The sequence below is a fragment of the Variovorax sp. GW821-FHT09D04 genome (genome assembly GCF_059416405.1).
This window is the reverse complement of sequence record NZ_JBWKPA010000011.1, coordinates 65,305-88,759: the sequence shown is the minus strand read 5'-3', so window position 1 is coordinate 88,759 and position 23,455 is coordinate 65,305. Positions and strand designations below refer to the sequence as shown.

The window sequence follows — 23,455 nt, the reverse complement described above, 5'->3', positions numbered from 1 at the left end:
ATGGAAAACAAGGCCCATGCCCTCGCCGCCGGCGCCTTCGTGCTCGGCCTGATCGCCGCGCTCGTCGCGCTGGTGGTCTGGTTCACGCGCGACAACACCGTGCGCAACGTGTACGAACTCTCCACCCGCGACGCCGTGAGCGGCCTGCAGCCGCAGGCCCAGGTGCGCTACCGCGGCATCTCGGTCGGCAAGGTGACCTCGATCGACTTCGACCCCAAGACCAAAGGCAACGTGCGCGTGCGCATCACGGTCGACGAGCGCGTGCCGCTCACCACCTCCAGCTTCGCCACGCTGAGCTACCAGGGCGTGACCGGCCTGGCCTTCATCGCGCTGGACGACGAGGGCGAATCGACCGTCGCGCTCAAGCCCGACAACAACAACCCGCCGCGCATTCCGCTCAAGCCCTCGATGCTCGCGAAGCTGCAGGACCGCGGCGAGGAGATCATCGACCAGGTGGAAGAAGTGACCAAGCGCGCCAACGCGCTGCTGGCCGACGCCAACCAGAAGCGCGTGGCCGACGCGCTGGAGAACATCGCGGCCGCCTCGGCCAGCGCCAACACGCTGCTCAAGCAGCTCGACAACACCGTGAAAACCGGCCTGAACCCGACGCTGGCCGCCATGCCCGAGACGCTGTCGACGGTGAAGAAGGCGGCCGGCGACGTCTCGCGCGTGGCCAACAACTTCAACTCCACCGTGGGCCGGCTCAACGCACCCGACGGTCCGGTCGAACGCCTGAGCGAGGGCACCAAGGCGCTGGCGCAGGCGGTCGACTCGTTCAACGCCGCCACCCTGCCGCGCGTGAACCGCGTGGCCGACGACACCGCGCACGCGGTGCGCCGCCTGGGCCGCGCGGCCGACAGCATCAACGACAACCCGCAATCGCTGCTGTTCGGCAACGGCGGCGCCGCCGCGGGCCCGGGCGAGCCCGGCTTCGTCGCGCCCGCCGCACGCCACTGACCGGGAGCAGACACACCATGCGCATGAAGAACACCCTCCCCGCCCTCGCCAGCCTCGGCTGCGTGCTGCTGGTCGCCGGCTGCGGCATGCTGCCCGACAAGCCGGCGCGCGCCACGCTGTACGACTTCGGGCCCGGCCTCTCCGCCGCCGCACCTGCCACCGCTGCCGCGCCGGCCACCGCGCTGCCGGCGCTGTCCCTCGCGGAGTTCGACAGCAACACGCGCCTGGACGGCACGCAGATCCTGTACCGCCTGGGCTATGCCGACGCCAACGAGCTGCGCCCCTACGGCCAGTCGCGCTGGAGCCTGCCGCCCGCGCAACTGCTGCGCCAGCGGCTGCGCGACACGCTGGCCGAGCGCCGCACCGTGCTCGGCCCCGAGGAAAGCGCGACGCTCGCGCGCACCGAGGGCATCGTGCCCGACACGCTGCGCATCTCGCTCGACGAGTTCAGCCACTACTTCGACGCGCCCGCGAGCAGCACGGGCCTGGTGCGCCTGCGCGCCACGCTGGTCCGCACCGCCACCGGCGGCGACCGCGTGATGGGCCAGCGGACCTTCACCGTGCGTCGCCCCGCCGCCAGCGCCGACGCGCCCGGCGGCGTGAAGGCGCTCATCGCGGCGAGCGACGCGGCCATGGCCGAGGTCGTGCAGTGGGTCGACCAGCTGCAGCAGCAGGAGCCGCCGCAGCCGCGCACGGCGGCGCCGCGGCGCTGAACGGCTTTTCATTCCAACCAACCCTGAGGAGACCCGTCCCATGAACGCAACGCGCATCGTCGGCATCCTGCTGGTCGTCGCCGGCATCGCCGGGCTCGGCCTGGGCGGCTTCAGCTTCACCAAGGAAACCCACCAGGCCAAGCTGGGCCCGCTGGAGTTCTCGGTGAAGGAAAAACAGACCGTCAACATCCCGGCCTGGGCCGGCGTGGCAGCGATCGTGGTGGGCGGCGCGCTGGTGCTGCTGGGTGGCAAGAAGGGCTGAGCGCCCGCCAATCACTGCCATGGCCGACGCCTTCGTGCCGCTGGAAGGCGGCTGCACCTGCCGGCAGGTGCGCTACCGCCTGAACGCCCCGCCGCTCTTCGTGCACTGCTGCCACTGCCGCTGGTGCCAGCGCGAGACGGGCTCGTCCTTCGCGCTCAACGCGCTCATCGAACCGGAACACGTGCAGGTGCTGCAGGGCGCGGTCGACCTCGTGCTCACGCCCTCGGCCAGCGGACGCGGCCAGAAGTACGCGCGCTGCCCGGCCTGCCATGTCGCGCTGTGGAGCCACTACGCCGGCGCCGGCGACGCCGTGAGCTTCATCCGCGTGGGCACGCTCGACACGCCCGACCGGTTGCCGCCGGACCTGCACATCTTCACGATGTCCAAGCAGCCGTGGGTGGTGCTGCCGGTCGGCGCGCCGGCAGTGCACGAGTACTACGACCGCAAGGATTACTGGCCCGCCGAGAGCCTCGCGCGCTGGCGCGTGCTGCGCGAGAAGGTGCGGGCCGGCTAGCGCTTCAGTCGCCGACCATGCCGGCGACCAACTTCGGCAACAGGTCTTCCGACGCCCCCCGCAACACCACCGCCGCCGCATCGTCCAGGTGCGGCAACGGCTCGATGTTCAGCGTGACCAGCCGCGCACCGCGCGCCATCGCCAGCTTGGGCAGTTCGGCCGCGGGGTAGACGATGGTGGTGCTGCCGACCACCAGGAACAGGTCGGACTCCTGCGCCGCCACCTGCGCGTCGAGCAGCACGCCGGCGTTCAGCATCTCGCCGAACATGACCACGTCGGGCCGCGCGTGCGAGCCGCAGCGCAGGCAGCGGTGGAAGGGCCACGGGCCGCTGCGATTGCCGCAGTGGTCGCAGCGCCAGCGGCGCAGCGAGCCGTGCAGTTCGAGCACGTCCTGCCCGCCGGCCTTGCCGAGCAGGCCGTCGACGTTCTGCGTGATGAGCCGGGTCGCAGGGCGCAGCCGCTGCAACTGCGCGAGCGCGAGGTGGCCGGGGTTGGGCGACGCGGTCTCGATCAGCGCCAGGCGCTGGGCCCAGAACTTCGTGAAGCCGCCCGGGTCGCGCGCGAGATCGGCCGCATGCGAGAACTTGAGCGCGTTCTGGCTCATCCACAGGCCATCGGCGTCGCGGTAGGTCGGGATGCCCGAGGCCTTGGACAGCCCCGCGCCCGAAAAGACCACGATGCGGCGCGCGCCGCGCAGCAACGCCACGGTGCGGTCGATGCGCAGCGCGAGGTCGTCGGAGGAAGAAGAAGACGTGGAAGACAAGGCGGAAGAAAACAGGGTCATCGATCGGAAACCGAGGGAACCACGGCGCCGGTGGCGCTCGCCCCCAGGCGCTGCGACACCGTGCCCGCGCAGGTCTTGAGCGCGCGCGCGATCTCGCCGTCCCAGGCGGTGTGGAAGATGCCGGCCGGGCCGATGGCGGTCACGGCCAGCACGATGGCCCCAGTGTGGTCGAACACCGGCGCGGCCATGGCGCTCACGCCCTCGATCACCTCGCCGTCGGAGCGGCTGATGCCGTGGTCGCGCACTTCCTGGCACTGGCGCTCGAAGTCGCTCCACGAGGGCAGCGGCTGCACCGGCGGCATGCCGGCCGGCGGCGGGGGCTCGGCGGCGCCCTTGCGCTGCTTCTGGCGCTGGCGCTCGTCCTCGAGCTGCGCGCGCACCACCACTGGGTCGAGGTAGGCGGCAAAGACGCGGCCCGAGGCCGTATTGGTGAGCGAGAACACCGTGCCGTGGCGCATGTTCACGTGCACCGGCGAGGGCGACTCGGCCGTGCGCACGATGGTCGCGCCGCGCGCGCCCCACACGGCCAGCGCCACGGTGTGGCCGATCTGCTGCGCGAGCTGGCCGATCAGCGGCGTGGCGATGTGCACCGGGTCGGCCTGCTGCAGGCTGATCAGCCCCAGTTGCAAGGCCAGCGGGCCGAGCAGATAGTGGCCGCTGGCGCGGTCCTGCTCGATGAGGCCCAGCCGGCCGAAGCTCACCATGTACGGGTGGGCCTTGGCGGCCGTCATGTCCGCTTCGCGGGCAAGGTCTTTGAGCGCCATCGGGCGGCCGTGGTGCACCAGCGCGCGCAGCAGCTGCCCGCCGACTTCGATGCTCTGGATGCCGCGCTGGGCGCGGTCGGTGTCAGTCGCTGCCATGGCCGCCTTGCCGTCTGGTTGTTCGTTCATGAAGAAGGCATTAGACATGAACTGATCTCGGGCTTACACTCCGCGCATTCGTTATCTGCAAACTCGTTCGCCTTAAACGAATCAGGCGAATCCCAAAACCACCCCACCGGAGACACACGATGAGCCAAGCCAAGAAATTCGCCAGCCAGGCTGACCTGGAAGAAAAGAAGATCACCTTCAGCCAGATCTCGGAGCACGCCTGGGCCTACACGGCCGAGGGCGACCCCAACACCGGCATCATCATTGGCGACGACTGCGTGCTGGTGGCCGACACCCAGGCCACGCCCGCCATGGCCGCCGACGTGGTGCGCCGCATCCGCGAAGTGACCGACAAGCCCATCAAGTACGTGGTGCTCACCCATTACCACGCGGTGCGCGTGCTGGGCGCGGCGGGCTACGGCGCCGAACACATCCTGGCCAGCCAGGACACGCGCGACCTGATCGTGGAGCGCGGCGAGGAAGACAAGGCCAGCGAAATCGGCCGCTTCCCGCGCCTGTTCCAGAACGTCGAAACGGTGCCCCCGGGCCTGACCTGGCCCACCATGACCTTCACCGGCAAGATGACGCTGTGGCTGGGCAAGCTCGAAGTGCAGCTGCTGCAGCTGGGCCGCGGCCACACCAAGGGCGACACGGTCGTCTGGCTGCCGCAGGAGCGCGCGCTGCTGTCGGGCGACCTGGTCGAGTTCGGCGCCACGCCGTACGCCGGCGACGCCTACTTCCAGGACTGGCCGCAGACGCTGGACAACATCGCCGCCCTGAAGCCCCTGGCCCTGGTGCCGGGCCGCGGCGCCGCGCTGACCACGCCCGAAGCCGTGGCCGAGGGCCTGAACGGCACGCGGGCCTTCATTTCCGACGTGTACGCCAGCGTGCAGGAAGGCGTGAAGGCCGGGCGCGACCTGAACGCGGTCTACAAGGAAACCTACGCGAAGCTGCAGCCCAAATACAAGCAGTGGGTCATCTTCGACCACTGCATGCCCTTCGACGTGAGCCGCGCCTACGACGAGGCCTCGGGCCACGCCGACCCGCGCGTGTGGACGGCACAGCGCGACATCGACATGTGGAAGGCCCTGGAAGGCTGATCGCGCCGCGACCTTCCCCCGCGCGGGGAAGGCGACGGAAACGACAAGGACACGGAGACATCACGTGATCGACTATCAAAGCCTGCGCTTCGACTACACCCGCCACGCCGACCAGGACGCCGCCGCGCCCGCCCGCCACCCCGTGGTGGTCGTGGGCGCCGGCCCGGTGGGCCTCACGCTCGCCATCGACCTCGCCCTGCGCCAGGTGCCCGTGGTGCTGCTCGACAACGACAACAGCCTGTCCAGCGGATCGCGCGCGATCTGCTTCGCCAAGCGCACGCTCGAGGTGTTCGACCGCCTCGGCTGCGGCGACCGCATGGTGGACAAGGGCGTGTCGTGGAACGTCGGCAAGGTGTTCTTCCATGACGAGCAGGTCTACCGCTTCGACCTGCTGCCCGAGCCCGGCCACGAGCGCCCGGCCTTCATCAACCTGCAGCAGTACTACGTCGAGGGCTACCTCGTCGAACGCGCCGCGGCCTTGCCGCTGATCGACCTGCGCTGGAACAACAAGGTGACGGGCATCGCGCAAGGCGATGACGGCGCGGTGCTGACCGTGGAAACGCCCGAGGGCGAGTACCGCCTGCAGGCCGGCTACGTGGCCGCCTGCGACGGCTCGCGCTCCAACCTGCGCCAGATGCTGGGGCAGGAAGCCAAGGGCCGCGTGTTCCGCGACCGCTTCCTGATCGCCGACATCACGATGGACGCGCAGCTGCCGACCGAGCGCCGCTTCTGGTTCGACCCCTCGTTCCACCCCGGCCAGAGCGTGCTGCTGCACAAGCAGGCCGACGGCATGTGGCGCGTCGACTTCCAGCTCGGCTGGGACGCCGACCCGGTGGAAGAGCGCAAGCCCGAGCGCATCACGCCGCGCGTGCGCGCGCTGCTGGACAGCATCGGCTTCGAAGGCGTGCAGTTCCAGATCGGCTGGGCCAGCGTCTACACCTTCGCCTGCCAGCGCATGGAGCGCTTCCGCCACGGCCGCGTGCTGTTCGCGGGCGACTCGGCGCACGGCGTGTCGCCCTTCGGCGCGCGCGGCGCCAACTCGGGCGTGCAGGACGCCGACAACCTCGCCTGGAAACTCGCGGCCGTGCTGGCCGGCGACGCGCCCGACGCGCTGCTCGACAGCTACGCGAGCGAACGCGAATTCGCGGCCGACGAGAACATCCGCAATTCGACGCGCGCCACCGACTTCATCACGCCCAAGAGCGAGGTGAGCCGCCTCTTCCGCGACGCGGTGCTCGAGCTGACCAAGCGCCACGCCTTCGCACGCTCGCTGGTCAACAGCGGGCGGCTGTCGGTGGCCACGGTGCTGCGCGACTCGCCGCTCAACACGCCCGACGCCGACCCCTTCGCCGGCGCGATGGTGCCCGGCGCCGCCGCGGCCGACGCGCCCGTGCGGCGCGCCGACGGCAGCACCGGCTGGCTGCTGCGCGAATGCCATGTGGCGCGCTTCACTGCGCTGGTGTTCGGCACCGGCGACGCCGCCGAGCGCAGCCTGCAGGCGCTGAAGAGCAGCGACCTCGCGCTGCATGTGGTGCGCGTGGAAGGCACCGGCGCCGACGCCGAACTCGCCACGCAGCGCTACGACGCGCAGCCCGGCACCGTCTACCTGCTGCGGCCCGACCAGCACGTGTGCGCGCGCTGGCGCCACCCCACGGCGGCGAACCTTCGCGCGGCCCTCGACCACGCACTGGCAAAGGCATGACCCCGATGCAACCGCAACTGATCACCACGCCGAACCTCGAAGCGCCCGACGATTTCTACGAAGCGCTCATCGAGGCCCACCAAGGGCTTTCCACCGAAGAAAGCCACGCCTTCAACGCACGGCTCGTGCTCGTGCTGGCCAACCACGTCGGCTCGCTGGCCGTGCTGCGCGAAGCCTTCGACGCGGCGCGCGCCGGCTGAACGGCCGCACGTTCCCACCTCATCGCGACTTTCGAAAGACAAGCCCATGACCCAAGCAACACCCGCCACCGAACGGCGCTACCAGAGCGGCTTCGGCAACGAGTACGCCTCCGAGGCCGTGCCCGGTGCGCTGCCGCAAGGCCGCAACAACCCGCAGCGCGGCCCCTTCGACCTGTACACCGAGCTGCTCTCGGGCACCGCCTTCACGGCGCCGCGCCACGAGAACCGCCGCACCTGGCTGTACCGCCGCCAGCCCTCGGTGGTGTCGGGCCGCTACCAGCCCTACGCGCAGGCGCACTGGACCACCGGCGCCGACCGCGAGATCGCGCTGCCGCCCGAGCCGATGCGCTGGGGCCCGCTGCCGTTGGACGGCGCGGCCGACGTCGACTTCATCGACGGCATGCACACGCTGGCCGCCAACGGCGACGCCGAGTCGCAGGTCGGCATCGGCTCGCTGATGTACCTGGCGGGCCGTTCGATGGAGCAGCGCGCCTTCGTCAACGCCGACGGCGAGATGCTGGTGATGCCCCAACAAGGCCGCCTCGTCGTCACGACCGAACTCGGCGTGCTCGACGTGAAGCCCGGCGAAATCGTGGTGCTGCCGCGCGGCATGGCCTTCAAGGTGGCTTTGCCCGACGGCCTCTCGCGCGGCTACGTGTGCGAGAACTACGGCGCGCACTTCCGCCTGCCCGAGCTCGGCCCGATCGGCTCGAACGGCCTGGCCAACGCGCGCGACTTCCAGGCGCCCGTGGCGGCCTTCGAGGCGGACGGCGGCGCCTACGAGCTGGTGAAGAAATTCGGCGGCCGCTTCTGGACCGCACCGACGAAACAGTCGCCCTTCAACGTGGTCGCCTGGCACGGCAACCTCGCGCCGGTGAAGTACGACACGGCCAACTTCATGGTCATCGGCTCGATCAGCTTCGACCATCCCGATCCGTCGATCTTCACCGTGCTGACCTCGCCCAGCGACACGCCCGGCACGGCCAACTGCGACTTCGTGATTTTCCCGCCGCGCTGGATGGTGATGGAAAACACCTTCCGTCCGCCATGGTTCCACCGCAACCTCATGAGCGAGTTCATGGGCCTGGTGCTGGGCGAGTACGACGCCAAACCGGGCGGCTTCAAGCCCGGCGGCGCGAGCCTGCACAACTGCATGGTGCCGCACGGCCCCGACGAGGAAGCCTTCGACAAGGCCACCCACGCCGACCTCAAGCCGCACAAGCTGGACAACACGCTGGCCTTCATGTTCGAGAGCCGCTACCGTTTCATCCCGACGAACTTCGCGCTGCAAAGCCCGGCGCTCGACACCGACTACACCGACTGCTGGGCAGGGTTGAAGGACCAGTTCAAGGCATGACGCACGCTCTCACCCTCACCCGCCGCGCCGCGGCCCTCGCGCTGCTGGCCGCGCCGCTGCTGGCGCACGCGGCCGACTTTCCGTCCAAGCCCATCAAGTTCATCGTGCCCTACACGGCCGGCGGCACCACCGACCTGGTGGCGCGCACCGTGGGCCAGAAGGTGTCGGAGAAGCTGGGCCAGCCCGTGCTCATCGACAACCGCGGCGGCGCGGGCGGCAACATCGGCATGGACGCCGTGGCCAAGGCCGCGCCCGACGGCTACACCATCGGCTTCGGCGCCATCTCGACCAACGCGCTGAACCCGCACATCTACAAGTCGATGGCCTTCGATCCGCGCAAGGACTTCACGGCCATCAGCCTGCTGGGCATGTCGACCATCGTGCTCGAAGTGCCCGCAAGTTCGGCCATCAAGACCGTGCCCGAGCTCATCGCCGTCGCGAAGAAGAACCCCGGCCTGCCCTACGCCACCGCAGGCGCCGGCACCTCGATGAACCTGGCCGGCGTGATGTTCGCGCAGATGACCGGCACCGAGCTCACGCACGTGGCCTACAAGGGCAGCGGCCCGGCCATCACCGACATGCTGGGCAACACCATCGGCGTGATGTTCGACAACCTGCCGGCGTCGCTGCCGCACATCCAGGCCGGCAAGCTGCGCGCACTGGCGGTGGCGGGCTCCACGCGCTCGCCCTCGCTGCCCGACGTGCCGACGATGGCCGAAGCGGGCCTCAAGGGCTATGCGCTGGAGCCGTGGTTCGGCGTGTACGGCCCGGCGAAGCTGCCGGCGCCGATCGTGAAGGCGCTGAACGAAGCGTTCGTCGAAGCGCTCGCGATGCCCGACGTGAAGGCCAAGCTGCAGCAGGCCGGCTTCTCGCCGCGCGGCTCGAGCGCGCAGGAGCTCACCACGCTCACCGACACCGAATACAAGCGCCTGGGCGACGTCGCCAAAAAAGCGAGCATGACCGCAGACTGATCCGATTCAAGAACCGAAAGACCTCCATGACCGCACTCAACGCCACCCACGACCCGAAGCTGCGCAGCTGGGTCGCCGCCGCCAACGTGGCCGGCACCGACTTCCCGATCCAGAACCTGCCCTTCGGCCGCTTCCGCGCCGCCGGCAGCAGCGAGGCCTTCCGCATCGGCGTGGCCATCGGCGACCAGATCCTCGACCTGCGCGCCACCGGCCTCATCGACACCGACGACATGAACGTGCTGATGAACGCCTCGGTGAAAGACCGCCAGGCGCTGCGCGCCGCGATCTCCGCGGGCCTCGCCGAAGGCAGCGGCCAGCAGGCTGCATGGTCGAAGGCGTTGCTCGCGCAAGCCCAGGCCGAGATGACCGTGCCCTGCCGCATCGGCGACTACACCGACTTTTACACGGGCATCCACCACGCCACCACCATCGGCAAGCTGTTCCGCCCCGACCAGCCGCTGATGCCCAACTACAAGTGGGTGCCCATCGGCTACCACGGCCGCGCCTCGTCGATCGGCGTGAGCGGCCAGGTCTTCAAGCGCCCGCAAGGCCAGACCAAGGCACCCGACGCAGTGGCGCCGAGCTTCGGCCCCTCGAAGCGGCTGGACTACGAACTGGAGCTGGGTTTCCTCGTGGGCCGCGGCAATGCGTTGGGCGAGCCCATCGCCATCGCCGACGCCGAAGACCACCTGTTCGGCGTGACCCTGCTCAACGACTGGTCGGCGCGCGACCTGCAGGCCTGGGAGTACCAGCCGCTCGGCCCGTTCCTGGCGAAGAACTTCGCCAGCACGCTGTCGCCCTGGATCGTGACGACCGAAGCGCTGGCACCGTTCCGCGCCAAGTTCGAGCGCCCCGCCGAAGACCCGCAACCGCTGCCCTACCTCGATGCGCCCTCGAACCGCGACAGCGGCGCGCTCGACATCACGCTCGAAGTGCTGCTGCAGACCGCGAAGATGCGCGCCGACGGCGTGGCGCCCGTGCGCCTCACGCTGGGCAACACCACCGAGGCCGCCTACTGGACCGCCGCGCAGCTCATCACGCACCACACGGTGAACGGCTGCAACCTGCAGCCTGGCGACCTGCTGGGTTCGGGCACGCTGTCGGGCCCGCAGCCCGACCAGGCCGGCTCGCTGATGGAACTCACGCTGGGCGGCAAGCAGCCGGTCACGCTGCCGAACGGCGAGAAGCGCACCTTCCTGGAAGACGGCGACACGCTGGTGATGCGCGGCTGGTGCGAGCGCGAAGGCGCGGTGCGCATCGGCCTGGGTGAAGTCGCCGGGACGGTGGTCTGACCCTGGTCTGAGCGACAGTGCGCCCCGAGGGGCGCATCTTTCAGGGCGTCGGCGCTGCCGACGATGCCGCGCCCACCGGTGCCGGCACCGCGGCCGCCGCGGGCCAGGCCACCTCGCTGGCCACGCGCGGCTTGCCCATCGGCGCGCCCGCGCGGCCGATGCGCACGGCAGCCATGTCGGCCTCGCTCGGGTACTGGTCCATGAGCCAGTAGTCGAACACGCGGCGCGCCAGCGGCGCCGCGGCACCCGCGCCCCATCCGGCGTTCTCGACGATGACCGCGAGCGCGATCTTCGGGTTGTTGGCCGGAGCGTAGGCCATGAACAGCGCATGGTCGCGCTGGTGTTCTTCGAGCGCGCGCGCGTTGTACTTGGTGTTCTTGGCCTGCGTCACGGCCTGCGCCGTGCCGGTCTTGCCGGCCGCCTGGTAGCCCGCGCCCGCGAACACGCCGCGCGCGGTGCCGCTGGTGACCACGCTGGTCAGGCCCTCGCGGATCACCGCCACGTTGGCCGCCGTGTAGCCCAGGTTCTCGGCCGGCGGCTGCGGCAGCGGCACGACCTGCCCGCTGACCGTGTTGCGCATCGCCAGCGCCAGGTGCGGCCGGTGCTTCATGCCGCCGTCGGCCACGATGGCCGTGGCCTGCGCCAGCTGCAGCATGGTGAAGGCGTTGTAGCCCTGGCCGATGCCCAGCGAGATGGTCTCGCCCGCGTACCACTTCTTCTGCTCGGGCCGCTTGTAGGCGTTGCGCTTCCACTCGGTGCTGGGCAGCACGCCGCGCACCTCGCCACCCAGGTCGATGCCGGTGATCTGGCCGAAGCCCATCGGCTTCATGAAGTCGTGGATCAGGTCCACGCCCATCTCGTTGGCCAGCGAGTAGTAGTAGATGTTGCTCGACACCTGGATCGAGCGGCGCATGTCGACGCCGCCCAGGTAGCCCTCGGGGCTGCCGAAGCGGTGGCCGCCGAAGTTGAAGTAGCCGGGGTCGTTCACCACCACGCTCGCGGCACGCTTGCCGGTCTGCAGCGCCGCCAGCGCCATGAAGGGCTTGTAGGTGGAGCCCGGCGGGTAGGTGCCGCGCAGCGCGCGGTTGAGCAGCGGCTTGTCGATCGATTCGGTGAGCGCCTGCCAGCTCTCGGTGTCGATGCCTTCGACGAACAGGTTGGGATCGAAGGTGGGCTTGCTCACGAAGGCCAGCACCTCGCCGGTCTTGGGGTCGATGGCCACGAGCGCACCGCGCCGGTCGCCGTACATGTCTTCCACCAGCTTCTGCAGCTTGATGTCCAGCGACAGCATGACGGTGTTGCCCGGCGTGGCCGGGTGGCTGGCGAGCCGGCGCACGGCGCGCCCACCGGCCGAGGTTTCCATCTGCTCGACGCCGGTCTGGCCGTGCAGCATCTTCTCGTAGCTCTGCTCGATGCCCAGCTTGCCGATGTAGTCGGTGCCTTTGTAGTTGGCCTGGTCTTCCTCGTCCCAGTCTTCCATCGCGGTCTTCTCGCGCTGGTTGATGCGGCCGATGTAGCCCAGCACGTGCGAGGCCAGCTCGCCCTGCGGGTAGTTGCGGAACAGGCGCGCCTTGATCTCCACGCCCGGGAAGCGGTAGCGCTGTGCCGCGAAGCGCGCGACCTCTTCGTCGCTCAGGCGGGTGCGGATCGGAATGGAGTCGAAGCTGCGCGAGTCTTCGCGCAGGCGCTTGAAGCGGCGGCGGTCGCGCGGCGACACCTCGAGCACGCTGGTCAGGCTGTTGATGGTCTCCTCGACGTCACCGACCTTCGAGGGCGTGATCTCCAGCGTGTAGGCCGAGTAGTTGGAGGCCAGCACGATGCCGTTGCGGTCGAGGATGAGCCCCCGGTTCGGCACCACCGGCACCACGGCCGTGCGGTTGCTCTCGGCCTGCTCGGCCAGGTCGGCATGGCGCACGACCTGCAGGTAGACCAGCCGCGAGCCCAGCAGGCTGAAGGCGAACAGCACCGCCAGGCCGATGACGATCACGCGGCGCTTGAAGCGCGCCAGGTCGGCGGCAACGTTGCGGATTTCGGTCATGGCGTCAGGAAGCTTAGGCGTGCGCAGGTGCGATGGCAAATGCGACGGGCGGCCGCCGCCGGGCCGCCCCAAGGCGGGCCGCGCCTCCCCCTCGGGGGGTGGAGTTACACGCAGCGAAGCGAAGTGAAAAGCCGGGGGGCACCATGACTAGAGGGGGCGGTTCTCGTCGGGTTCGGGCGTGCGGCGCTGGGGCGCCAGCAGCAGCGCGGTGGCCAGCGGCCACAGCGCCGCCTCGAGGGCCGGCGAGACCAGCACGCCCCAGCCCGGGAACACGCCGCCGCCGATCATGCGCGTGATCACCTCGATGAACTGCGACAGCGCAAACAGCGGCAGCACCTGCAGCGCCTGCGAGAGCACCGGGTACCACAGCAGGCGCCGGTGGATCATGATCGCGAAGAAGCCCAGCGTGGTGTAGGACAGCGCATGCTGGCCCAGCATCGACGACTGGTGCACGTCCATGAGCAGGCCGAACATGAAGGCCGCGCCAATGCCCACGCGCGCGGGCTGGTGCACGCCCCAGAACACGATCACCAGCGCCAGCAGGTCGGGCATCCAGGCGGCGCGGCCGATGGGGATCATGTTGACCAGCAGCGCCACGAGCAGGCTGGTCCACATGAAGACGGGGCTGACGGGCAGCAACAGCTGCTGCTGGCCGGGGCGCTTGATCATCGCGTGGCTCCCGACGGTTTCTTCTCGTTCTTGCCGGCGCCCGGCTTGCCTTCGGGGCGCTTGCGCTGGGTGGAGGCGGCCTCGACGTGCGGCGGCGCCACCGGCGCGCCGGAGGGCTCGAGCACCAGCACGTAGCGCGCCGCGGTCACGCGGGCCAGCGGCACGCAGTAGATGCGCGCGAAGGCCGAGTCGGCGCGGCGCTCGATGCGTTCGATCTTCGCCACCGGCAGGCCGGCCGGGTAGATGCCGTCGACGCCGCTGGTGGACAGCAGGTCGCCCTCCTGCAGGTCGGCGTTGGCCGCCATGAAGCGCAGCTCCATGCCGCCGCCGTGCGCCGAGGCGTCGCCGAAGGCCACGCTGCGCACGCCGGTGCGGGTGTTCTGCACGGGAATGGCCAGGTCGCGGTCGATCACCAGCGTGACCTCGCTCGTGAAGGGCAGCACCTGCGTCACCTGGCCCAGCACGCCGCGCGCGTCGATCACCGGCGAGCCGGCGGCCACGCCTTGGGCGAGGCCCTGGTCGATGACGATCTTGCGCGTGTAGGGGTCGGCCGCGTCGTACAGCACCTCGGCCGGGCGGCCCGGCGTGGTGGTGGTCTGGCGCAGCTCGAGCAGCTCGCGCAGGCGGGCGTTGTCCTGTGCCAGCGTGTCGGCGCGGCTGGCGGTCTCGGCCTGCAGCATCAGCGCCTTGCGGGCCTCGTCTTCGTTGCGCTGCGCGGTCTGCAGCTCTTCGAAGTAGCGGCTGCCGCCCATCACCAGCATGACCGGCTTGAGCGCCGCCATCTGCACCGGGTAGAGCACCGCGCCGATGGCCGAGCGGATCGGCTTCACGAGGTGAAAGCGGGCGTCGGCGACCATGAGGAAGAGCGAGAGCGCGCCGAAGAAGATCAGCTTGCTGAGTGCCGATTGCCCCTGGTTGAACAGGGGTGGCGCTGTGCGATCGAGCGTGCCCAGAGGCATGTAGTCAGACCCGGCGGTGGTGCGGCATCAAATAACAAAAAGCCGGCCTGCGCAAGCAGAGGCCGGCCGATGATGGCTTTCGCCTTTTACTCGCTCGTGAAGATGCTGCCCAGACGGTCCATGCGCTCCAGGGCGATGCCGCAACCGCGCACCACGCAGGTCAGCGGATCTTCGGCCACGAGCACCGGCAGGCCGGTTTCCTCGGCGAGCAGGCGGTCGAGGTCGCGCAGCAGCGCGCCGCCGCCGGTGAGCATCATGCCGCGCTCGGCGATGTCGGCGCCCAGTTCGGGAGGCGTCTGTTCCAGCGCGTTCTTCACGGCCGAGACGATGTTGTTGAGCGGATCGGTCAGGGCTTCCAGCACTTCGTTGCTGCTGATGGTGAAGCTGCGCGGCACGCCTTCGGAGAGGTTGCGGCCCTTGACTTCCATTTCCTTGACTTCGGAGCCCGGGAAGGCCGAGCCGATGTTCTTCTTGATGACTTCGGCCGTCGGTTCGCCGATCAGCATGCCGTAGTTGCGGCGGATGTAGTTGATGATGGCTTCGTCGAAGCGGTCACCGCCCACACGGACCGAACCCTTGTAGACCATGCCGCCCAGCGAGATCACGCCCACTTCGGTGGTGCCGCCGCCGATGTCCACCACCATCGAGCCCGAGGCTTCGCTGACGGGCAGGCCGGCGCCGATGGCCGCGGCCATGGGTTCTTCGATGAGGTAGACGGCGGTGGCGCCGGCGGCTTCGGCCGCGTCCTTGATGGCGCGGCGCTCGACCTGGGTCGAGCCGCAGGGCACGCAGATGATGATGCGCGGGCTCGGCGTGAGCAGCGTGCGCGGGTGCACCATCTTGATGAACTGCTTGATCATCTGCTCGGTGATCACGAAGTCGGCAATGACGCCGTCCTTCATTGGGCGGATGGCCTCGATGTTGCCGGGCACCTTGCCCAGCATGGCCTTGGCTTCGCGGCCGACGGCCTGGATCACCTTCTTGCCATGGGGACCGCCTTCGTGGCGGATCGCGACCACGGAGGGCTCGTCCAGCACGATGCCCTTGTTGCGGGCGAAGATCAGGGTGTTGGCGGTGCCGAGGTCGATCGCCAGGTCGGTGGAGAAGTACCGACGGAAAGCTCCAAACATGTGCGGAATCCTCTGAGCACGGCCTGCGCATCGGCAGGTCGTCGCTCTATTTTTGGGTCGTTTGACGGGGTGAATTGATCGTTTTTGGCGCAAAAGCCGGCGCGTTCGCGGGGGTTGCGGCAAAGGCGGGATAATAACCGAATCCCCTCTGAATCCCGTGTCGGCACCCTCTTCGGCGTGCGATTGCCTCCGGTTTTTTCGACCCGTCAGCCATCTATGTCTCTTTCCGCTTCCGATATTGCACGCATCGCCTCCCTGGCGCGGCTGCAGCTTGCCCCAGATGAAAGCGAGCGCATGCTCACTCAAATCAACGGCTTCTTCGATCTGGTCGAACGCATGCGCGCGGTCGACACCACCGGCGTCGAGCCGCTGGCGCACCCGGTGGCCGCGCTCGAGGACGTGACGCTGCGCCTGCGCGACGACGTCGTGAGCGAGCCGAACAACCGCGAAGCCAACCAGAAGAGCGCCCCGGCCGTCGAAGCCGGCCTGTTCCTCGTGCCCAAGGTGATCGAATAATGAGCGGCGAGCAACTGCACCAGATGGGCGTGGTCGCCCTGGCCAAGGCCCTGGCCGAGCGCAAGGTTTCGGCCGTCGAAGCCTCGCAGGCCTTCTTGGGCCGCATGAAGGCCCACGAATCGCTCGGCACCTTTGTCGACGTCAACGAAGAAGTCACGCTGGCCCAGGCCCGCGCGGCCGACGCGCTCATCGCCACCGGCAACGCGCCCGCGCTGGCCGGCGTGCCCATTGCGCACAAGGACATCTTCGTCACCACCGATTTCGCCACCACCGCCGGCTCGAAGATGCTCGCGGGCTACCGCTCGCCCTTTGACGCGACCGTGGTGCGCCGCCTGGCCGAAGCCGGCGCGGTCACGCTGGGCAAGCTCAGCTGCGACGAGTTCGCGATGGGCTCGGCCAACGAGAACGTCGCCGTGCCCGCCGTGGGCCACGACCAAGCCGTGCCGGTGCGCAACCCCTGGAACCTCGAACGCATTCCGGGCGGCTCGTCGGGCGCCAGCGCCGCGGCCGTGGCCGCGCGCCTCGCACCGGCCGCCACCGGCACCGACACCGGCGGCTCGATCCGCCAGCCCGCTTCGTTCTGCGGCATCACCGGCATCAAGCCGACCTACGGGCGCGCCTCGCGCTACGGCATGGTGGCCTTCGCATCGAGCCTCGACCAGGCCGGCCCGATGGCCCGCTCGGCCGAAGACTGCGCGCTGCTGCTGTCGGCCTTCTGCGGCCCCGACCTCGACCGCGATTCGACCTCGCTCGACAAGCCCGCCGAAGACTTCGGCCGCTCGCTGAACGATTCGCTCGACGGCCTGCGCATCGGCGTGCCCAAGGAGTTCTTCGGCGACGGCGTGGCGCCCGGCGTGCGCGCCGCCATCGACGCGGCGCTCGCGCAGTACGAGAAGCTCGGCGCCAAGCGCGTCGAAGTCTCGCTGCCGCGCACCGAGCTGTCGATTCCCGTGTACTACATCCTGGCCGCGGCCGAAGCCTCGAGCAACCTGAGCCGATTCGACGGCGTCAAGTTCGGCCACCGCGCCAAGCAGTACAAGGACCTGGCCGAGATGTACGAACGCACGCGCGCCGAAGGCTTCGGCGACGAAGTGAAGCGCCGCATCATGATCGGCACCTACGTGCTCTCGCACGGCTACTACGACGCCTACTACCTGCAGGCGCAGAAGGTGCGCCGCATGATCGCGGACGACTTCCAGCAGGCGCTGACGCAATGCGACGTGATCGCCGGCCCCGCCGCGCCGACCACCGCCTGGAAGATCGGCGAACACGGCGACGACCCCGTGGCCGACTACCTGGCCGACATCTTCACGCTGCCCGCCTCGCTGGCCGGCCTGCCCGGCATGAGCGTGCCCGCGGGCTTCGACGGCGGCATGCCCGTGGGCCTGCAGCTGATCGGCAACTACTTCGGCGAAGCGAAGCTGCTCAATGCAGCGCACCGCTTCCAGCAAGCCACCGACTGGCACACGCGCACGCCGGAGGGCTTCTGACATGAGCGAGACCGTGAACACATTCGAAGCACAACAACAAGGCCGCCCGACCGGCCCGCTGGTGCGCGGCTATGAAGTCATCATCGGCTTCGAGACGCACGCCCAGCTGTCGACCGCGAGCAAGATCTTCAGCCGCGCCTCCACCGCCTTCGGCGCCGAGCCCAACACGCAGGCCTGCGCGGTCGACCTGGCACTGCCCGGCACGCTGCCCGTGATGAACAAGGGCGCGGTCGAACGCGCCATCAAGCTGGGCCTGGCGCTGGGCTCGCACATCGCGCCGCGCAGCGTGTTCGCGCGCAAGAACTACTTCTACCCCGACCTGCCCAAGGGCTACCAGATCAGCCAGTTCGAGATCCCGGTGGTGCAAGGCGGCGCGGTGTCGTTCTTCCTCGGCGAAGAGAAGAAGACCGTGCGCCTGGTGCGCGCCCACCTCGAGGAAGACGCGGGCAAGTCGCTGCACGAAGACTTCATCGGCCAGAGCGGCATCGACCTGAACCGCGCCGGCACGCCGCTGCTGGAGATCGTGACCGAGCCCGACATGCGCTCCACCGCCGAGGCCGTGGCCTATGCGAAGGAGCTGCACAAGATCGTCACGTGGATCGGCATCTGCGACGGCAACATGCAGGAAGGGAGCTTCCGCTGCGACGCCAACGTGTCGGTGCGCAAGCCCGGCGACAAGCTCGGCACGCGCCGCGAGATCAAGAACCTGAACAGCTTCAAGTTCATGCAGCAGGCGATCGACTACGAGATCAACTCGCAGATCGACGAGCTCGAAGAAGGCCGCGCCATCGAGCAGGCGACCGTGCTGTTCGACCCCGCCACCGGCGAGACGCGCACCATGCGCACCAAGGAAGACGCGGCCGACTACCGCTACTTCCCCGATCCCGATCTGCCGCCCCTCGTGGTGGCCGCCGAGTGGATCGAGCGCGTGCGCGCCACCATGCCCGAGCTGCCGCGTGCCACGGCCGAGCGCTATGTGCGCGACCACGGCCTGTCGGAATACGACGCCGCGCAGCTCACGCAAGGCGCGGCGCTGGCCCGCTACTTCGACGACGCAGTGAACGCCGGCGCGGCGCCCAAGCTGGCCAGCAACTGGATCACCGGCGAGATGGCACGCCGCCTGAACGCCGCTGAAATCGGCATCGAGGCCGCGCCCGTGAAGGCCGCGCAGCTCGCGCAGCTGGTGACGCGCATCGCCGACGGCACGCTGCCGAACAACGCGGCGCGTCAGGTGTTCGAAGCGCTGTGGAGTGGCGAAGGCAGTGATGTCGACGCGATCATCGAAGCCAAGGACCTCAAGCCGATGAACGACGCCGGCGCGCTCGACAAGATCCTCGACGAGGTGATTGCCAAGAACGCGAAGAACGTCGAGGAATACCGCGGCGGTAAAGAGAAGGCGCTCAACGGCCTCGTGGGCCAGGTCATGAAGGCCAGCGGGGGCAAGGCCAATCCGGCGCAGGTCACCGAGCTGCTGAAAGCCAAGCTGGGCTGATCACGAACGAGCCCCGGGGCCTTGCGCCAGGCCCCGGCGGGCTCGTTCAGCGCGGGTTGCCGCCGTTCTGCGGCGACCAGAGCGTCTTCAGGCGCCCGCGCTCTTCGTCGAAGCGCGCATTCACGCGCTTCTTCTCGTCTTCCTGCTCCGTGATGAAGCGGTTCTGCACGGCCACGCTCTGCGTGTTGTCCTCGATCCTGCGGCGCACCGCGCCGGGCGCCTTGCTCGTGTCCTGCTTGTAGAACTCGAGCTCTTCGTCGATCTTCTTGCGGTCGTCAGCGAGCTCGACGAGGCGCTTCTTCGCGGCCTGGATCACCGCATCGATCTGCGACAGGGCCTCGACGCGCTCGCGGTCGTGCGTGGTGGCGTTGGGGTAGCGCACCAGCAGCGCGCGCTCGCGGCGGCGCTCGTCGATGAGCCGTGCGGCCTGGATGGCGGCTTCGCGCGCGCGGTCCTCGCGCTCCTGCTGCTCGCGCGCCGTGTAGGTCGGCTCCAGCTTGCGGCGCACCGTGCCGCTCGGGCCCAGTTCGCGCTGCTCGCGGTCGCTGCACTCGGCGATCGGCCGGTCGGCCGTGAGCGTGCGCCCGCGCGCGTCGACGCAGGTGTAGATGCCGACACCGGGCCCGTCCGTCCTGGCGGGCTGGGCCAGCGCCGTTGCGCACGACGACAGGGCCGCCAGGCCCAGCCACAGCGACGCCACGGCGGCGGCAGAAGAGGGTTCGCGCGCGGGGCGTCGCATCGGCGCTGCGTCTCAGGCGCCGTAGCGCATGCGGTAGGCCAGCACGCGCTCGCGGTGCGCGCCGAGGTCGGCGGCGGCATGGCCCGAGAGGTAGCTCAGCAGGTCGTCCAGCGTGGCGATGGGCACCACCGCGAGGCCGAGCTGGTTGCGCACGTACTGCACGGCGCTGTGGTCCACGTCGACGCCGTTCTCGGTGGCTTTTTCCTGCCGGTCCAGGGCGATGGCCACGGCATGCGGCGTGGCGCCCGCGGCCTGGATCGCGGCGATCGATTCGCGCACCGCGGTGCCGGCCGACATCACGTCGTCGACGATGAGCACGCGGCCCTTCAGCGGCGCGCCCACCAAGTTGCCGCCTTCGCCGTGTGCCTTGGCTTCCTTGCGGTTGTAGGCGAAGGGGTAGTTGCGCCCGCGGCGGGCCAGCTCGGCGGCCACGGTGGCGCCCAGCGGGATGCCCTTGTAGGCGGGGCCGAAGATCATGTCGAACTCGAGGCCGCTTTCGACCAGGCGGTCTGCATAAAATCCGGCGAGCCGCGCGATCTTGGCGCCGTCGTCGAAGAGGCCCGAATTGAAGAAATACGGGCTCATGCGACCGGCCTTGGTCTTGAATTCGCCGAAGCGAAGCACGCCGGCGTCGAGCGCGAACTGGACGAAGTCCTGTGCCACCGCGCTGCTTGTCTGACCGTCTACAGCCATTGGAAATTCCTTGTGTTCAAACTGACCAGTCTCAATCTCAATGGCCTGCGCTCGGCGGCCACCAAGGGCGTCGCCGACTGGGTGGCCGAACTCGCGCCGGATTGTATTTGCATGCAGGAGATCCGCGTCCAGGCCAGCGATGTCGAGGGCCGCTTCGAGCAGATGGCCGGCCTGCAGGGCCACTTCCACTTTGCCGAGAAAAAAGGCTACGCGGGCACCGCCATCTACACGAAGCATGCGCCCAGCGCCGTGGTGGTGGGCTGGGGTGATCCCGAATTCGACGCCGAAGGCCGCTACCTCGAGCTGCGCTTCGACACGCCCAAGCGCAAGTTCTCGGTGATCAGCTGCTACTTCCCGAGCGGCAGCTCGGGCGAGGAGCGCCAGGCCGCCAAGTTCCGCTTCCTGAAGGGCTTCTTCCCGCACCTGCTGGCACTGAAGAAGGAGCGCGAGTTCATCCTGTGCGGCGACATCAACATCGCGCACCAGGAAATCGACCTGAAGAACTGGCGCGGCAACCAGAAGAACAGCGGCTTCCTGCCCGAGGAACGCGCCTGGATGACGCGCCTGCTCGACGCCGGCACCGAAGGCGCCGGCCTGGTGGACGTGTACCGCCGCCTCAAGCCCGACACCACGGGCGACGCCTACACCTGGTGGAGCAACCGCGGCCAGGCCTACGCGAACAACGTGGGGTGGCGGCTGGACTACCACCTGGCCACGCCGGCGATGGGCGCGCTGGCGCGCACCGAGGCGATCTACAAGACGGTCAAGTTCAGCGACCACGCGCCGATCACGGTGGAGTACGACTTCACGCTGTAAGTCGCCCGCCCGTCGATGCCGATCCCGACTCCGTCTCCGTCCACGAACCCGTCCTCGCCGCCCACGGCCGCGGCGACGGCGGTGTACCTGCCACGCGACGTGGTGAACGCGCCCGAAGTCAAGGCCGCGATCGCGCGGCGCAGCGCCGAGCGCGGCGACGACGCCGACATGGCGGCCTGGCTGCAGAACCACTTCTTCCGCTGGGCCATCGGCAGCTTCGGCAACGTGCTGCCGGTGCAGTCGCCCGCCGACTACCTGGCCGCGGCCGGGCCCGACAAGCCACTGCCCGAGTGGCTGGCGAAGCAGCTGCAGCCGCGCGCCCCTGTCGCGGTGAACGCGGCGTCCGCGCAGGACAAGGAAAAGTCCAAGGGCAACAAGGGCAACAAGGCCGAATCGCCGGCCGCCGAAGCCGCCCCGAAAACTTTCTACTACCTCGACCCCGACCACCTGCTGCTGGTCGACCGCGAACGCATGCTGGTCGAGTTTTTGCGCTCGCGGCGCGGCACGCGGCTCGAACAGAAGCTGCAGCGCATCACCTGCTTCATGGCCATGGCCCTGTGGGAGCAGGAGCACCAGCGCATGCAGGCCAAGCGCAACAAGGGCTGGGTGCCCAGCAGCGGCCTGGCGCTGAAGGAAGTGCTGCGCACGCCCAACGGCGTGATCTTCGAGTTCATCGGCAGCCATGCGGCGCTGCGTGAGGAAATGGCCTACGAGTCGTTCCACATGCAGCACTGCCTGGGCCAGTTCGCCAACATCAAGAAGCTGAACGGCGGCTACGGCGAGCAGTACGCCAGCGCCGCGCAGAGCGGCCGGCTGCGCTTGTTCACGCTGCGCAGCGCGGGCAACCTGCCGCACGTGACCATCAGCCTCGACGTTCATCCCGACGGGCTGCGGGTCGACCAGATCAAGGGCAAGCAGAACCGCCACCCGATCCGCAAGTACGCGGACGACGTGCTGCAGTTCCTGCGCACGCTGCCGCCGCGCGGCGAGCGCCACAGCGACTGCGAGGGCATGGGCCTGGTGTTCGAGCCCGAGGCCTCGGACGCCGCCCGGGGCGAATGGAAGTTCGTGACCGACGTGCAAAGCCCCGATTTCCTGCTCAGCGTGATGAGCGGCAACTTCCACCTGATCGAGCACTTCGAGCAGCCGCCGCCGGCGCTGCAATGGCTGCTGCTGCGCATCGCGCCGCACGAGCTGGCGCGGCTGCGCCAGATGGACGTGGCGGTGGCCGCCGCCGCCCGGCTGACGCTGCCCGCGAACCGGCTGCCGCCGTCGCTGCAAGCAGCCCCCACGCCGACGCCCGCCGCGATGCTGGAGATCGAAGGCATCTCGCTGAGCGCCGCCGTGTGCGCGCCGCCGCTGGGAGCGGCATTGCCATGACGCAGGCCATCGTCATCGTTGTGTTCCTGGGCCTGCTGTACCTCGGGGTGCGCATCGCGTGGTTCGTCGTGCGCACGGCATTCCGCATCGTCGTGCGCGGCTCGGGCACGGCGATCGGCCACATGGAAAAGGCCAACGCCGACCTCGCGGTGCGCGCCGCGCAGGCCCGGGCCGACGCCGGCAAGGTGGTGCCCAACCGCCGCCGCTGGGCGCTGGCGCTCGGCGACATCCTGCTGCTGCGCAACGGCCTGCGCTGCGACAGCGACACGCTGGCGCTCGACGTGCCCGCCGAGCAGCGCCAGCGGCTGGCCAAGCAGGTGCTGCGCGAAATGAACATGGCCGCCGACCTGCCCGAGCGCGACATCGCCACGCAGATGCAGGCCGCGCTGGTCGGCTGGGTCGGCGGGCTCGGCCGCACCCACGCCAATTTCTACGAACAGCTCGCGGCAGAAGGCCAGGTGCGCGACGCGCTGGCCTTCGACTGCGCGCGCACCGCCTTCCTGGTGCGCTGCATCGCGCTGCTGGGCTGGGTGCCCGAGTCGCAGGCCTGGCTGGTGCTGTTCCTCAACGCACAGCGCGCGCAGGACAGCTTCGAAAGCTGGGAAGACTTCGGCCACGCCTATGCGCGGGCGCGGCTGCACTGGCTGCGCATCAGCAGCCAGGACGGCCCCGCCTCGTCGCGCGCCACGCTGGAAGTGCAGGAGCACCTGCAGAACACCCAGGGCAACTGGCTCACGCTGCCCTGGAAGCGCTACCGCATCTTCGATCCCCAACCCGTCACTCTCGCCCCTGCCGCGTCGGCCTGACGCGCG

24 protein-coding genes are annotated in these 23,455 nt (G+C 69.3%); 16 read left to right on the top strand and 8 right to left on the bottom strand.

Annotated features, from left to right (window positions below; translation table 11 throughout):
* From AC07O4_RS26645 to AC07O4_RS26630, 4 genes are read left to right on the top strand one after another with little or no spacing between them, the layout of a single operon-like run.
* Nucleotides 1–957 carry an MlaD family protein gene (locus AC07O4_RS26645; RefSeq protein WP_139703980.1) on the top strand — a complete coding sequence of 319 codons (957 nt, stop codon included), beginning with the start codon at nucleotides 1–3 and terminating at the stop codon, nucleotides 955–957.
* A 23-nt stretch (nucleotides 958–980) separates the two neighbouring features.
* Nucleotides 981–1,670 carry an ABC-type transport auxiliary lipoprotein family protein gene (locus tag AC07O4_RS26640; RefSeq protein WP_495306098.1) on the top strand — a complete coding sequence of 230 codons (690 nt, stop codon included), beginning with the start codon at nucleotides 981–983 and terminating at the stop codon, nucleotides 1,668–1,670.
* Nucleotides 1,671–1,710: 40 nt separating this feature from the next.
* Nucleotides 1,711–1,932: a hypothetical protein gene (locus AC07O4_RS26635; protein WP_062472741.1), complete on the top strand. Its 222-nt coding sequence runs from the start codon at nucleotides 1,711–1,713 to the stop codon at nucleotides 1,930–1,932.
* A 19-nt stretch (nucleotides 1,933–1,951) separates the two neighbouring features.
* Nucleotides 1,952–2,446 carry a GFA family protein gene (locus AC07O4_RS26630; protein ID WP_495306097.1) on the top strand — a complete coding sequence of 165 codons (495 nt, stop codon included), beginning with the start codon at nucleotides 1,952–1,954 and terminating at the stop codon, nucleotides 2,444–2,446.
* 4 nt (nucleotides 2,447–2,450) lie between these two features.
* Here the strand turns inward: AC07O4_RS26630 and AC07O4_RS26625 are convergent, their stop codons facing one another.
* Together AC07O4_RS26625 and AC07O4_RS26620 are read right to left on the bottom strand one after the other, a co-directional pair.
* Nucleotides 2,451–3,230, bottom strand: coding sequence for an SIR2 family NAD-dependent protein deacylase (locus AC07O4_RS26625; RefSeq protein WP_495306096.1), 780 nt, complete (start codon nucleotides 3,228–3,230; stop codon nucleotides 2,451–2,453).
* Entirely contained in the window at nucleotides 3,227–4,090 is an 864-nt protein-coding gene (locus tag AC07O4_RS26620) for an IclR family transcriptional regulator (protein ID WP_495306151.1), read from the bottom strand. The genes AC07O4_RS26625 and AC07O4_RS26620 overlap by 4 nt, the downstream gene beginning before the upstream one ends.
* 149 nt (nucleotides 4,091–4,239) lie before the next feature.
* On the opposite strand from AC07O4_RS26620, the gene AC07O4_RS26615 reads away from it, so the two are divergent.
* The 6 genes from AC07O4_RS26615 to fahA all read left to right on the top strand — a co-directional run bounded on the left by AC07O4_RS26615 (nucleotide 4,240) and on the right by fahA (nucleotide 10,721).
* Complete coding sequence (locus AC07O4_RS26615; protein ID WP_159278856.1) at nucleotides 4,240–5,199, top strand: MBL fold metallo-hydrolase; 960 nt, start codon at nucleotides 4,240–4,242, stop codon at nucleotides 5,197–5,199.
* A gap of 64 nt (nucleotides 5,200–5,263) precedes the next feature.
* Nucleotides 5,264–6,901 (top strand): FAD-dependent oxidoreductase, encoded by a 1,638-nt coding sequence (locus AC07O4_RS26610; protein ID WP_495306095.1) that lies wholly within the window; start codon nucleotides 5,264–5,266, stop codon nucleotides 6,899–6,901.
* 5 nt (nucleotides 6,902–6,906) lie between these two features.
* Nucleotides 6,907–7,101, top strand: coding sequence for a DUF2783 domain-containing protein (locus AC07O4_RS26605; RefSeq protein WP_062472729.1), 195 nt, complete (start codon nucleotides 6,907–6,909; stop codon nucleotides 7,099–7,101).
* Between the two features lie 46 nt (nucleotides 7,102–7,147).
* Nucleotides 7,148–8,458: a homogentisate 1,2-dioxygenase gene (hmgA, locus tag AC07O4_RS26600; RefSeq protein ID WP_495306094.1), complete on the top strand. Its 1,311-nt coding sequence runs from the start codon at nucleotides 7,148–7,150 to the stop codon at nucleotides 8,456–8,458.
* Complete coding sequence (locus AC07O4_RS26595) at nucleotides 8,455–9,429, top strand: Bug family tripartite tricarboxylate transporter substrate binding protein (RefSeq protein WP_495306093.1); 975 nt, start codon at nucleotides 8,455–8,457, stop codon at nucleotides 9,427–9,429. Before hmgA ends, AC07O4_RS26595 begins: the two co-directional genes overlap by 4 nt.
* A 26-nt stretch (nucleotides 9,430–9,455) precedes the next feature.
* A complete protein-coding gene (gene fahA, locus AC07O4_RS26590) occupies nucleotides 9,456–10,721 on the top strand; it encodes a fumarylacetoacetase (RefSeq protein WP_495273243.1) in 1,266 nt (421 codons plus the stop codon).
* Nucleotides 10,722–10,761: 40 nt separating this feature from the next.
* Here fahA and mrdA read toward each other — a convergent pair whose 3' ends face one another.
* The 4 genes from mrdA to AC07O4_RS26570 form a co-directional block, all read right to left on the bottom strand.
* Complete coding sequence (gene mrdA / locus AC07O4_RS26585) at nucleotides 10,762–12,759, bottom strand: penicillin-binding protein 2 (RefSeq protein WP_495306092.1); 1,998 nt, start codon at nucleotides 12,757–12,759, stop codon at nucleotides 10,762–10,764.
* 147 nt (nucleotides 12,760–12,906) lie between these two features.
* The gene (gene mreD / locus AC07O4_RS26580; RefSeq protein ID WP_062472721.1) at nucleotides 12,907–13,428 is read right to left on the bottom strand and encodes a rod shape-determining protein MreD; all 522 of its coding nucleotides are present in this window, start codon (nucleotides 13,426–13,428) and stop codon (nucleotides 12,907–12,909) included.
* Entirely contained in the window at nucleotides 13,425–14,387 is a 963-nt protein-coding gene (gene mreC / locus AC07O4_RS26575; protein ID WP_062472719.1) for a rod shape-determining protein MreC, read from the bottom strand. Before mreC ends, mreD begins: the two co-directional genes overlap by 4 nt.
* Before the next feature lie 86 nt (nucleotides 14,388–14,473).
* Entirely contained in the window at nucleotides 14,474–15,517 is a 1,044-nt protein-coding gene (locus AC07O4_RS26570; RefSeq protein WP_056583929.1) for a rod shape-determining protein, read from the bottom strand.
* Nucleotides 15,518–15,733: 216 nt separating this feature from the next.
* On the opposite strand from AC07O4_RS26570, the gene gatC reads away from it, so the two are divergent.
* Genes gatC through gatB form a run of 3 tightly spaced genes read left to right on the top strand, consistent with a single transcriptional unit; the run spans nucleotide 15,734 to nucleotide 19,015 of the window.
* A complete protein-coding gene (gene gatC / locus AC07O4_RS26565; RefSeq protein WP_056583926.1) occupies nucleotides 15,734–16,033 on the top strand; it encodes an Asp-tRNA(Asn)/Glu-tRNA(Gln) amidotransferase subunit GatC in 300 nt (99 codons plus the stop codon).
* The gene (gatA, locus tag AC07O4_RS26560) at nucleotides 16,033–17,523 is read left to right on the top strand and encodes an Asp-tRNA(Asn)/Glu-tRNA(Gln) amidotransferase subunit GatA (protein WP_495306091.1); all 1,491 of its coding nucleotides are present in this window, start codon (nucleotides 16,033–16,035) and stop codon (nucleotides 17,521–17,523) included. The genes gatC and gatA overlap by 1 nt, the downstream gene beginning before the upstream one ends.
* A gap of 1 nt (nucleotide 17,524) precedes the next feature.
* Nucleotides 17,525–19,015 carry an Asp-tRNA(Asn)/Glu-tRNA(Gln) amidotransferase subunit GatB gene (gene gatB / locus AC07O4_RS26555; RefSeq protein WP_307696485.1) on the top strand — a complete coding sequence of 497 codons (1,491 nt, stop codon included), beginning with the start codon at nucleotides 17,525–17,527 and terminating at the stop codon, nucleotides 19,013–19,015.
* A gap of 46 nt (nucleotides 19,016–19,061) precedes the next feature.
* Here gatB and AC07O4_RS26550 read toward each other — a convergent pair whose 3' ends face one another.
* Both AC07O4_RS26550 and pyrE read right to left on the bottom strand, forming a co-directional pair.
* A complete protein-coding gene (locus tag AC07O4_RS26550; RefSeq protein ID WP_495262076.1) occupies nucleotides 19,062–19,754 on the bottom strand; it encodes a DUF4124 domain-containing protein in 693 nt (230 codons plus the stop codon).
* A 12-nt stretch (nucleotides 19,755–19,766) separates the two neighbouring features.
* A complete protein-coding gene (gene pyrE, locus AC07O4_RS26545) occupies nucleotides 19,767–20,447 on the bottom strand; it encodes an orotate phosphoribosyltransferase (protein WP_495306090.1) in 681 nt (226 codons plus the stop codon).
* A gap of 12 nt (nucleotides 20,448–20,459) precedes the next feature.
* Here pyrE and AC07O4_RS26540 point away from each other — a divergent pair, with 12 nt between their 5' ends.
* From AC07O4_RS26540 to AC07O4_RS26530, 3 genes are read left to right on the top strand one after another with little or no spacing between them, the layout of a single operon-like run.
* Entirely contained in the window at nucleotides 20,460–21,263 is an 804-nt protein-coding gene (locus tag AC07O4_RS26540) for an exodeoxyribonuclease III (RefSeq protein WP_062472711.1), read from the top strand.
* Nucleotides 21,264–21,278: 15 nt separating this feature from the next.
* The gene (locus AC07O4_RS26535) at nucleotides 21,279–22,643 is read left to right on the top strand and encodes a hypothetical protein (protein WP_495306089.1); all 1,365 of its coding nucleotides are present in this window, start codon (nucleotides 21,279–21,281) and stop codon (nucleotides 22,641–22,643) included.
* Nucleotides 22,640–23,449, top strand: coding sequence for a DUF1266 domain-containing protein (locus AC07O4_RS26530; RefSeq protein WP_354345299.1), 810 nt, complete (start codon nucleotides 22,640–22,642; stop codon nucleotides 23,447–23,449). The genes AC07O4_RS26535 and AC07O4_RS26530 overlap by 4 nt, the downstream gene beginning before the upstream one ends.
* Nucleotides 23,450–23,455 lie beyond the last annotated feature (6 nt).

Coding starts and splice junctions, on each gene's coding strand:
- AC07O4_RS26645 (WP_139703980.1), top strand. CDS start 1: ATGGAAAACAAGGCCCATGCCCTCGCCGCCGGCGCCTTCGTGCTCGGC.
- AC07O4_RS26640 (WP_495306098.1), top strand. CDS start 981: ATGAAGAACACCCTCCCCGCCCTCGCCAGCCTCGGCTGCGTGCTGCTG.
- AC07O4_RS26635 (WP_062472741.1), top strand. CDS start 1,711: ATGAACGCAACGCGCATCGTCGGCATCCTGCTGGTCGTCGCCGGCATC.
- AC07O4_RS26630 (WP_495306097.1), top strand. CDS start 1,952: ATGGCCGACGCCTTCGTGCCGCTGGAAGGCGGCTGCACCTGCCGGCAG.
- AC07O4_RS26625 (WP_495306096.1), bottom strand. CDS start 3,230: ATGACCCTGTTTTCTTCCGCCTTGTCTTCCACGTCTTCTTCTTCCTCC.
- AC07O4_RS26620 (WP_495306151.1), bottom strand. CDS start 4,090: ATGGCAGCGACTGACACCGACCGCGCCCAGCGCGGCATCCAGAGCATC.
- AC07O4_RS26615 (WP_159278856.1), top strand. CDS start 4,240: ATGAGCCAAGCCAAGAAATTCGCCAGCCAGGCTGACCTGGAAGAAAAG.
- AC07O4_RS26605 (WP_062472729.1), top strand. CDS start 6,907: ATGCAACCGCAACTGATCACCACGCCGAACCTCGAAGCGCCCGACGAT.
- hmgA (WP_495306094.1), top strand. CDS start 7,148: ATGACCCAAGCAACACCCGCCACCGAACGGCGCTACCAGAGCGGCTTC.
- AC07O4_RS26595 (WP_495306093.1), top strand. CDS start 8,455: ATGACGCACGCTCTCACCCTCACCCGCCGCGCCGCGGCCCTCGCGCTG.
- fahA (WP_495273243.1), top strand. CDS start 9,456: ATGACCGCACTCAACGCCACCCACGACCCGAAGCTGCGCAGCTGGGTC.
- mrdA (WP_495306092.1), bottom strand. CDS start 12,759: ATGACCGAAATCCGCAACGTTGCCGCCGACCTGGCGCGCTTCAAGCGC.
- mreD (WP_062472721.1), bottom strand. CDS start 13,428: ATGATCAAGCGCCCCGGCCAGCAGCAGCTGTTGCTGCCCGTCAGCCCC.
- mreC (WP_062472719.1), bottom strand. CDS start 14,387: ATGCCTCTGGGCACGCTCGATCGCACAGCGCCACCCCTGTTCAACCAG.
- AC07O4_RS26570 (WP_056583929.1), bottom strand. CDS start 15,517: ATGTTTGGAGCTTTCCGTCGGTACTTCTCCACCGACCTGGCGATCGAC.
- gatC (WP_056583926.1), top strand. CDS start 15,734: ATGTCTCTTTCCGCTTCCGATATTGCACGCATCGCCTCCCTGGCGCGG.
- gatA (WP_495306091.1), top strand. CDS start 16,033: ATGAGCGGCGAGCAACTGCACCAGATGGGCGTGGTCGCCCTGGCCAAG.
- gatB (WP_307696485.1), top strand. CDS start 17,525: ATGAGCGAGACCGTGAACACATTCGAAGCACAACAACAAGGCCGCCCG.
- AC07O4_RS26550 (WP_495262076.1), bottom strand. CDS start 19,754: ATGCGACGCCCCGCGCGCGAACCCTCTTCTGCCGCCGCCGTGGCGTCG.
- pyrE (WP_495306090.1), bottom strand. CDS start 20,447: ATGGCTGTAGACGGTCAGACAAGCAGCGCGGTGGCACAGGACTTCGTC.
- AC07O4_RS26535 (WP_495306089.1), top strand. CDS start 21,279: ATGCCGATCCCGACTCCGTCTCCGTCCACGAACCCGTCCTCGCCGCCC.
- AC07O4_RS26530 (WP_354345299.1), top strand. CDS start 22,640: ATGACGCAGGCCATCGTCATCGTTGTGTTCCTGGGCCTGCTGTACCTC.